Below are 8,491 nucleotides of genomic sequence, written 5' to 3' on the forward strand. Positions count from 1 at the left end.
TTTCGTCCGTCAATCTCCCCTTTAAGGAATTACCCCCGATGTTACGTACCTCATCTCGGTGCAGGTTCCGCCAGATGAAACAACTCTAGCCTGCTCACTGCTGTGCTCGCCACGCTGCCGCAGGCAACTGGCCAGGAGCGTCCGAACCGTCTCCTCGAATCCCAATGCGGCCCTCGTGCCCGAATCTGCGCACGTCTGCCTCCCCGTGCGCTTAGGATAGATGCGTAGCGCGGCACCTGGACCCGGGGAGCTCATTCCGCGGACCATGCGCCGGGCCGCGGGAAATATCGGGAAAAGTCTCGGACTCGTGAAGGGCGGTGGTGGGCATGATGCAGACTCCCGGCAAGGTTGATATGCCCGTATTCAGCGAGTTTGTGCGCTCCAGCGTTGTTCCTCTTGCCATCTTTCCGCGTAGCGCAGAGCCTTTTTCTGGATCAGTGAAGCGCCAGGATGTGGGTCGCACGACTTTTATCCTCATTGAGGCGAGTCCGCACGCCGTTCGCCGTACGCAAGATCTCATCTCGGATTCTGAGGAAGGGAAGATCAAGGTCACCGTCGTTCTCGAAGGGACCAGCGTACTCCAGCAAGACGGCCGCACGGCGTATTTCAATGAGGGCGACATCGCCATTTATGACACCGCCCGCCCCTACGATATTTCGTTCCCCACCTCGTGCCGGATCCTCATCGTCATGGTTCCCAAGAAAGACGCCCGAATTCCGCGAGATATCCTCGATAATCTTACTGCTATCACTCTGACGAAGGGCGGGGGACTGAGCTCCGTCGTCAGCGCCTTCTTCTCAGAGTTGGCGAAGAACTTTGATGAGCTGGAGACGCGAACGGGCGGGCAGCTTGCCGATATGTCGGTGGCTATTTTGCGTCCCATTCTCCTCGCGACGGCTGAAGGGGAGGGCTACTCTCTCGACCGCAATAGCCAGCTCATCCGCAGTGTCCATAGCTTTATCGAGGCCCATTTGGGGGATCCCGACCTCAACCCCGCGACGGTCGCGAAAGCTCATTTCATCTCCTTGCGCCAGCTTTATGCGGTGTTCTCCTCCTCGGAGGCCAGTGTGGCGGCAACGATTAAGCGCAAGCGGCTCGATAAGGCCTACTCCATGATCCATGACCAGACATTCGACGACATATCGATTAGCACCATCGCCACGCGCTGCGGTATCCCGGATGCCGCTCACTTTTCGCGGGTCTTTAAGGAGCGTTTTGGTGTCTCGCCCCGAGTTGCGCGTCGCGCGGTCCGTGATGCCGCTCGCCGCTAGGTTCCCCGCAACCCCATCTCCAGCTCGCTCGGAACTCCGTGCCGAAATCCACTACTCGTCTGCACGTGCGCGCAAGTTCGCGTGACTCGAATCACCTACACTGGTGAGCCACATACGTGACCCGCATCACCAACGCGGGAAAGAGAAAGGCTACACCACAATGTCGCACGTCAAGTCAACGCAGCAGCAATATATCGGCGGCTCCTGGGTGGAAGGTGCCGGGCAGAGCATCCCGACCATCGATCCGGCCACGGAACACGTCATTCACGACGTCGCCAGCGCCAGCGAACAACAGGTCAACGATGCCGTCGCCGCTGCGCGTGAGGCTCTCACCCGACCCGAGTGGGCGGGACTGTTGCCCGTTCAGCGGGCTAAGCTGCTCTTTGACATTGCTGACCTCATCGAATCTCATGCCGAGGAGCTCGCGCAGCTCGAGACCCTCGACCAGGGTCAGCCCATCGGCGTGGCTCGGGACGTGAGCGTCGCGGGGGCAGCGAATCACTTCCGCTACTTCGCCGGCTTTGTCACCAAGATTCAAGGGACCACCAATCCGGTGAGTTTCCCCGACACCCTGCACTACACCCGCCGCGAACCCGTGGGGGTGAATGCCCTCATCACGCCGTGGAACTTCCCGCTCATGATCTTGGCCTGGAAGCTCGCTCCCGCGCTGGCAACGGGAAACACTGTGGTCATTAAGCCCTCGGAGGTCACGCCGCTGACGTCCATCCGGCTCGTGGAGCTGTGCGAACAGGCGGGCGTCCCGGCCGGCGTCGTGAACCTTGTGACCGGTGGGGGAGAAGTCGGCGCGGTACTGTCCTCGCATCCGGACGTCGACCACCTCTCCTACACCGGCTCGACGGCCACCGGCAAGATCATCACCAAGGCCTCCGCTGACTCGAATCTCAAACGGCTGACGCTCGAGCTCGGCGGCAAGGCGCCCTCCATTATCACGGCGAACGCTGACATTGATCAGGCCGTTGCCGGGAATGTGGGTGGCGCTCTCCTCAACTCTGGTCAGGTCTGCGCGGCATATACCCGCTTTTATGTTGATTCTCGCAAGCACGATGAGTTCGTCGACAAGCTCGCGAAGGCTGTCACCTCCATGCGGGCAGGCGCTGGTAAAGAGGAAGATGCCCAGCTCACCCCGGTTGTCTCGGAGAAGCACCTTCAGCACGTCACGCGGCTTATCGACGCCGGCAGGAGCGAAGGGGAGCTCGTCACAGGGGGTAATCGTCTGGACCGCGAGGGCTATTTCATTGAGCCCACCATCTTCAGCGGTGTGACTGATGACGCGACCATTGCCCGGGAGGAGATCTTCGGCCCAGTACTCAGCGTGATGTCCTACGACGGCAGTGATGGCCTCGATGAGGTCATCGCCCGCGCCAACGGTTCGCAGTATGGGCTGGCCGCGTCGGTATGGACGCGCGATATTGCCGAAAGTCAGCGACTGGCCGACGGCATCCGCTCTGGTGCGGTCTTTGTCAATATGCTTCCCATCCCGGATATGGCTGCGCCATGGGGCGGGTACAAGCAGTCGGGATGGGGTAGGGAGATGGGGCCGCAGGCGCTCGAATGCTACACCGAGACGAAGGCCGTCTGGCTGCATTACGGCGCCTAAGCCGCTCGCCGCAGGTGCCGGGCCCCGAGCTCTGGGGCTTAGTCCTCCATCTCGGGGAGGGGGATGCCCGCTTCGATGGAGTTGAGGAGGTAGGTGACCTTCGCGTCCAGTCCTCCTCGGGCCACCCAGCTTTCCGTGGCAGGGATGTGGGTGTTCTGCCCGGTCATCTGTGCCTGCTCGGAAAGACGCCGGCGAGCAACATCGATGCCACGGTCGCCGTTGTCGTAGTGGGCGCGCATGCTGGTGATGAAGATATCGGTGGTAATCACCAGGTCACCGATGTAGTCGATGACAAAGTCCACCTGCTTCGGATTCCCCGGGAAGCCGGCCTCGATCAACTCCTGGGACAGAGCATGGATATAGGGCTGCGCGTGAGCATGGGCACCGGGGTGCGTGGCGATGGAAATCCCCAGACCGGGGTGCTGCTGCATGAGATCCCAGAAGTCATCGACATAGCCCCACAGGAGCGCCCGCCAGCGCGGGCTATCCGGCTCCTTCTCGGAGACCGACGGCTTCTTGTGCGGGAACTGCCGCGCCAAGTGGTGCAGGCATAGGTCGACGAGGTCAGAACGCGAGCGAATCAGCCGGTAGAGGGAGGGCGTGGACACGCCGAGGTCTTTGGCCACCCCCGTGAGTGTGAAGTTATCCAACCCCTCCTTGAGCGCAGCCTCAATCAGATGAGCTTCGGTGAATTGGGGCTTGGGTCCACGGCGACGTCCACGGTACAGATTCATGGCCTCGACGTTACCCGAATTTCCTTATCCAATGCTCCATTTTTATACGTGACGAGGACCCAGTGTGCGGCGAGTCACGCGTCGAGAAGGCGGGGAGTTTGACTTCCATTGGGGGTGAAGATGGACCCATGTGGGATGGAAAGCACTCCCGATAGGGAGACTAAAGCACAGTTCGCTGCACCTAATGCGTGCCTACCGGCGCATTTGCTGAGTTCTGTTATCAAGGCAAGGGTTGCTTTAGTTGGGACTCTTTGGTTAGACTCAACTACTAAGTTCTCACTGGGTGAAAATTCAGGTTTTTCTGATAAATGAGCTGTGCTGTGAGAACTCGACTGTGATCGTGTGGACGAAAAGGACATCATGAAGAAGCCCTTCTACCTCGCTGCTGTGCTGACCACTATGGCCCTCACTCTGGGGGCCTGCTCGCAGGGCGGTGACTCTACTGCCTCGAGCGCCTCGGAGAGCGCCTCCTCCGCCGTGTCGACGGCGGCCGCCTCCGGTGAACTCCAGATTGAGGACAACCACGGAACCCAGACCATCCAGCGCCCGGTGGAACGCGTCGTGGCGACGGACAACCGTGCCTTCGAAATCCTGGACAACTGGGGCGTTAACCTCGTTGCGGCTCCTAAGCCCATCGTGCCCTTCACCGTGGAGCACTACAAGAACAACGATGACATCGTGGACCTGGGCAGCCACCGCGACCCGAACCTCGAGGCCATCGTGGCGGCCAACCCGGACCTCATCATCAACGGCCAGCGCTTCGCTCGCCAGTATGACGCCATCAAGGAGCTGACCCCGGACGTCCCGATCATCGAGCTCGACCCCCGCGAGGATCAGCCCCTCGATTCCGAACTGAAGCGCCAGGTTAAGACGCTGGGCGAGGTGTTCGGCAAGGAGTCCGAGGCGGACAAGCTCATCGCTGACTTCGAGGCCGCCGTCGAGCGCGCGAAGAAGGCCTATGATCCCTCCAAGAAGGTCATGGCGGTGAACGTGTCCGGTGGTGAGATCGGGTACATTGCTCCGCACAAGGGCCGCACCTACGGCGCGATTTTCGACCTGCTCGGCCTCACGCCGGCGCTCGAGGTGGAGAACGCCTCCGACAACCACAAGGGTGATGACATTTCCGTCGAGGCCATCGCGCAGTCCGACCCGGACATCATCCTCGTCATGGATCGCGACGCCGCCATCAAGCGTGGGGACAAGGACTACCAGCCCGCCAAGAACGTCATTGAGAACAACGATCTCCTGAAGAACGTGAAGGCGATCAAGGGCAAGGCCGTGTACTACGCGCCGGATGACACCTACACCAACGAGAACATCATCACCTACACGGAGATCCTCAACGAGATGGCCGATCTCTTCGAATCTCAGAAGTAATGAGCTCTCTCCACTAAGCCTGCACCGGGGTAGCCGCACTGAGGCGGTTACTCCGGTTCTTGCTGTCCCCAGACCAGACACTCCGTCTAGAAAAGGTTCCCATGACCACCCGGACTTCCCGCCGACAGCGCACGCGGCCGCCGCTGGCTTCCCGAGGTCTCCTCCTCGCCATCCTGGTCGTCGCGATCGTGCTGGTCATTTCGCTCCTGACCGGCGAATACCACATCTTCGAGCAGGCCGATGGCTTCGAGAAATTCATGGATTCCCGCGTTCCGCGGACAATCGCCCTTGTCCTCAGCGGCTCCGCCATGGCCATGTGCGGGCTCATCATGCAGATGCTCACGCACAACCGCTTCGTTGAGCCCACGACGACGGGCACCACGGAATGGTCAGGCTTGGGTCTCCTCGTCGTCCTGTTCCTCTTGCCCGAGGCCACGATCCTCACGCGGATGGTCTTCGCTATCGTGTTCGCATTCATCGGCACGATGGTTTTCTTCCTCTTCCTGCGCCGGATCTCACTGCGCTCTTCTCTCGTCGTGCCGATCGTCGGCATTATGTTGGGTGCCGTCGTGAGCGCGGTGAGCACGTATTTCGCCTTAAAGACCGAGATGACCCAGAGCCTCGGCGTCTGGCTGCAGGGGAGCTTCACCTCCGTCTACAAGGGTCAATATGAAGTCCTCTGGATCGTCCTCCTCGTCGTCATTGTGGTGTTCATCATGGCGGACTATCTCACTGTTGCCGGCTTGGGTGAGGATTTTGCGACGAATGTCGGAGTGAATTATCAGCGGATCGTGTTCCTGGGAACCGGCCTGGTGGCCATTGCGACCGGCGTCGTCACAGTTGTGGTCGGCAATCTTCCCTTTATCGGGCTCATTGTCCCGAATATCGTGTCGATCTTCCGAGGCGACGACCTGCGCTCCAACCTCCCCTGGGTCTGCCTCATGGGAATCGGAATGGTCGCCGTGTGCGACATCTTCGCGCGCCTCATCATTTCCCCCTTTGAGATGCCCGTCGCTGTGATCCTGGGAATCATCGGCGCCATCGTGTTTATTGCCCTCATCGTGGGGAGGCAGCGCCGTGCTTAAGCTCTCGAATCACCAGGCATCACGCCCCCGCACAGGTGCATTTCGCGACGCCACCGGGCGCCGGAAATACTGGGCGATCCTTCTTATCCTCGTGCTTATCGCCGCGGCATGCACTGCGATTCTCCTCGCGTATAAGAACCCCGCCGAGCCAGGATCTGTCGCTTTCTGGCGAATCGCCAACCGGCGGGCGGACCAGATCATCGCCATTGCCCTCACGGCCTTGTGTCAGGCCGTGGGCACGGTGGTTTTCCAAACGGTGACGGAAAATCGGATCATCACGCCCAGCATCATGGGCTTCGACGCCCTCTACCGCGCCATCCATACGAGCACAGTGTTCTTCTTTGGTGTTGCGGGGATGGTCGCGGCGGATTCCGTCGGGATGTTCGGGCTTCAAATCGTCCTCATGGTGGGGTTGTCCCTCGTGCTGTACGGGTGGCTGCTGACGGGCAAGCATGGAAATATGCACGTCATGCTGCTCGTCGGCATTATCCTGGGCGGGGGCCTCGGGTCGGTCTCAACATTCATGCAGCGCTTGCTCACACCGACCGAGTTCGATGTCCTCACGTCGCGCCTCTACGGGTCCGTGGCAAATGCTGATCGATCCTATTACCCCGTGGCCATTCCGCTGTGCCTCGTGGCAATTCTTGTCATCGCTCTTCTCTCGAAGAAGCTCAATGTCATTGCGCTGGGCAAGGACGTTGCCGCCAACCTGGGTGTGAACCACAAGGCAGTATCCATCATCATTCTCATCGCCGTTGCGGTTCTCATGGCAGTCTCGACGGCGCTCGTTGGACCCATGGTCTTCCTCGGGTTCCTGGCAGCTACCCTGGCTTACCAATTCTGCGATAGCTACGATCACCGATTCATCCTCCCGATGACGGCACTCGTCGCGTATGCCATCCTCACTGCTGCGTACTTCATCATGAACTACGTCGTCTACAGCGAGGGAGTGGTGTCGATCATTATCGAAATGGTCGGCGGTGTCGTCTTCCTCATTGTTCTTCTGCGAAAGGGCCGACTGTGATTCACCTCCACGACGTCACAAAAACCTATTCCACTGATAACACCATCGGCCCCATCGATCTCGAGATCCCCAAAGGCGAGCTCACCGCGCTAGTCGGGCCGAATGGGGCAGGGAAGTCAACGATGCTCTCGATGATCGGCCGCCTCATCAAAAAGGACGGCGGGGAGATCAATATCGGCGGCTTCAACGTCGACGCCACAAGCAACACGGACCTCGCCAAGGTCGTCTCCATCCTCCGCCAGGAGAACCATTTCGTAACACGGCTGTCGGTGCGCCAGTTGGTTGCCTTTGGGCGCTTCCCGCACAGCAAGGGACGGCTCACGGCCGAGGATGAAACGATCATCAACCGCTATATTGAGTTCTTCAACCTAGAGCCGCTCCAGCATCGCTACCTCGATGAACTGTCGGGAGGGCAGCGGCAGCGCGCTTACGTCGCCATGGTTCTGAGCCAGGAAACGGAGTACGTCCTCCTCGACGAGCCGCTCAACAACCTCGACATTGCCCATTCCGTCCAAATGATGAAGCATCTGGAGCGCGCTGCCCACGAATTCAACCGGACCGTGGTCGTCGTCCTCCACGACATCAACTTCGCCGCCCGCTACGCGAGCTACGTCTGCATGCTGAAGAACGGTGCCGTCGAGCACGCCGGACCCATGGAAAGCGTCATGGTCGATGACATCCTCACCGACGTCTTCGACACCCCCATCCACGTCATCAACGTCGACGGAGGCCTCATGGCCTGTTACCACTAGCCGGAAAAACCCGTGTTGTGCTGGGGGTTTGTGTGATCCTGGGTGGGGTGTGTACATTTACCGGAGTCAGCGCGACAGGGTGGCAACATCCTGGGACAAAAGATGCTGGCCAGGCGATGATTTGTGTCCACCTGGTGGTGGGTGTAAGGTAGTCGTTTGTTGCCGCACACGGGAACCATGACACGCGGCATTATCCCAAGTTTTCTTCTTGCTCTGGTGGGCAGGTGGTGGGGTGGTGTGTGTATGGGGTGTGTGTGGTGGTGTTGTGTGAGAACTCAATAGTGAGCCAATGTACTTTTTTGCCTTGTCTTGTGACCTGGCATGACCACCATGTGGGTGGCCATGTTGCCCCGTTGTGGGGTGGGTGATCATGACCTCGTGGCATAGGATACGACTGACATCATGCCTTTTGGTGTGGTGGTTGCTGGTGCTCTTGCTGGCATTGATGGTTGTGGTTTGTGTCATGATTGATTGATTGTTTTTTGGTTCAAGAGCAATTCTTTTTTTTTGTTTGTTTCAGGTATCAGGCTCTTGCCGCATCATCTGGTGGTGGTGTGGGTGGGGTTTTGGTTGTTTTTCTGAAATTCTTTTTAGGAGAGTTTGATCCTGGCTCAGGACGAACGCTGGCGG

Annotated in this window: 7 protein-coding genes; 6 read left to right on the forward strand and 1 reads right to left on the reverse strand. The window is 59.4% G+C overall.

Features of this window, described 5'->3' with window-relative positions:
- The first annotated feature begins 326 nt into the window (after nt 1-326).
- Together L1O03_RS10400 and L1O03_RS10405 are read left to right on the forward strand one after the other, a co-directional pair.
- Nucleotides 327-1,271 carry an AraC-like ligand-binding domain-containing protein gene (locus L1O03_RS10400; protein ID WP_236119722.1) on the forward strand — a complete coding sequence of 315 codons (945 nt, stop codon included), beginning with the start codon at nt 327-329 and terminating at the stop codon, nt 1,269-1,271.
- Nucleotides 1,272-1,431: 160 nt separating this feature from the next.
- Nucleotides 1,432-2,889 carry an aldehyde dehydrogenase family protein gene (locus L1O03_RS10405; RefSeq protein ID WP_236119724.1) on the forward strand — a complete coding sequence of 486 codons (1,458 nt, stop codon included), beginning with the start codon at nt 1,432-1,434 and terminating at the stop codon, nt 2,887-2,889.
- Between the two features lie 38 nt (nt 2,890-2,927).
- Here L1O03_RS10405 and L1O03_RS10410 read toward each other — a convergent pair whose 3' ends face one another.
- Nucleotides 2,928-3,539, reverse strand: a complete 612-nt coding sequence (locus tag L1O03_RS10410) for a TetR/AcrR family transcriptional regulator (RefSeq protein WP_236119725.1) — start codon at nt 3,537-3,539, stop codon at nt 2,928-2,930.
- Nucleotides 3,540-3,983: 444 nt separating this feature from the next.
- Between L1O03_RS10410 and L1O03_RS10415 the strand changes: the two genes are divergently transcribed.
- From L1O03_RS10415 to L1O03_RS10430, 4 genes are all read left to right on the forward strand, one after another.
- A complete protein-coding gene (locus L1O03_RS10415) occupies nt 3,984-5,000 on the forward strand; it encodes a siderophore ABC transporter substrate-binding protein (protein WP_236119784.1) in 1,017 nt (338 codons plus the stop codon).
- Between the two features lie 101 nt (nt 5,001-5,101).
- Entirely contained in the window at nt 5,102-6,085 is a 984-nt protein-coding gene (locus L1O03_RS10420) for an ABC transporter permease (RefSeq protein ID WP_236119726.1), read from the forward strand.
- Nucleotides 6,078-7,109: an iron chelate uptake ABC transporter family permease subunit gene (locus L1O03_RS10425; RefSeq protein ID WP_236119727.1), complete on the forward strand. Its 1,032-nt coding sequence runs from the start codon at nt 6,078-6,080 to the stop codon at nt 7,107-7,109. The genes L1O03_RS10420 and L1O03_RS10425 overlap by 8 nt, the downstream gene beginning before the upstream one ends.
- Nucleotides 7,106-7,861 (forward strand): iron ABC transporter ATP-binding protein, encoded by a 756-nt coding sequence (locus L1O03_RS10430; RefSeq protein ID WP_236119733.1) that lies wholly within the window; start codon nt 7,106-7,108, stop codon nt 7,859-7,861. The genes L1O03_RS10425 and L1O03_RS10430 overlap by 4 nt, the downstream gene beginning before the upstream one ends.
- Nucleotides 7,862-8,491: the final 630 nt, after the last annotated feature.

Origin of the sequence: Corynebacterium uropygiale, from assembly GCF_021568315.1 — a bacterium.
Classification (GTDB): Bacteria; Actinomycetota; Actinomycetes; order Mycobacteriales; family Mycobacteriaceae; genus Corynebacterium; species Corynebacterium uropygiale.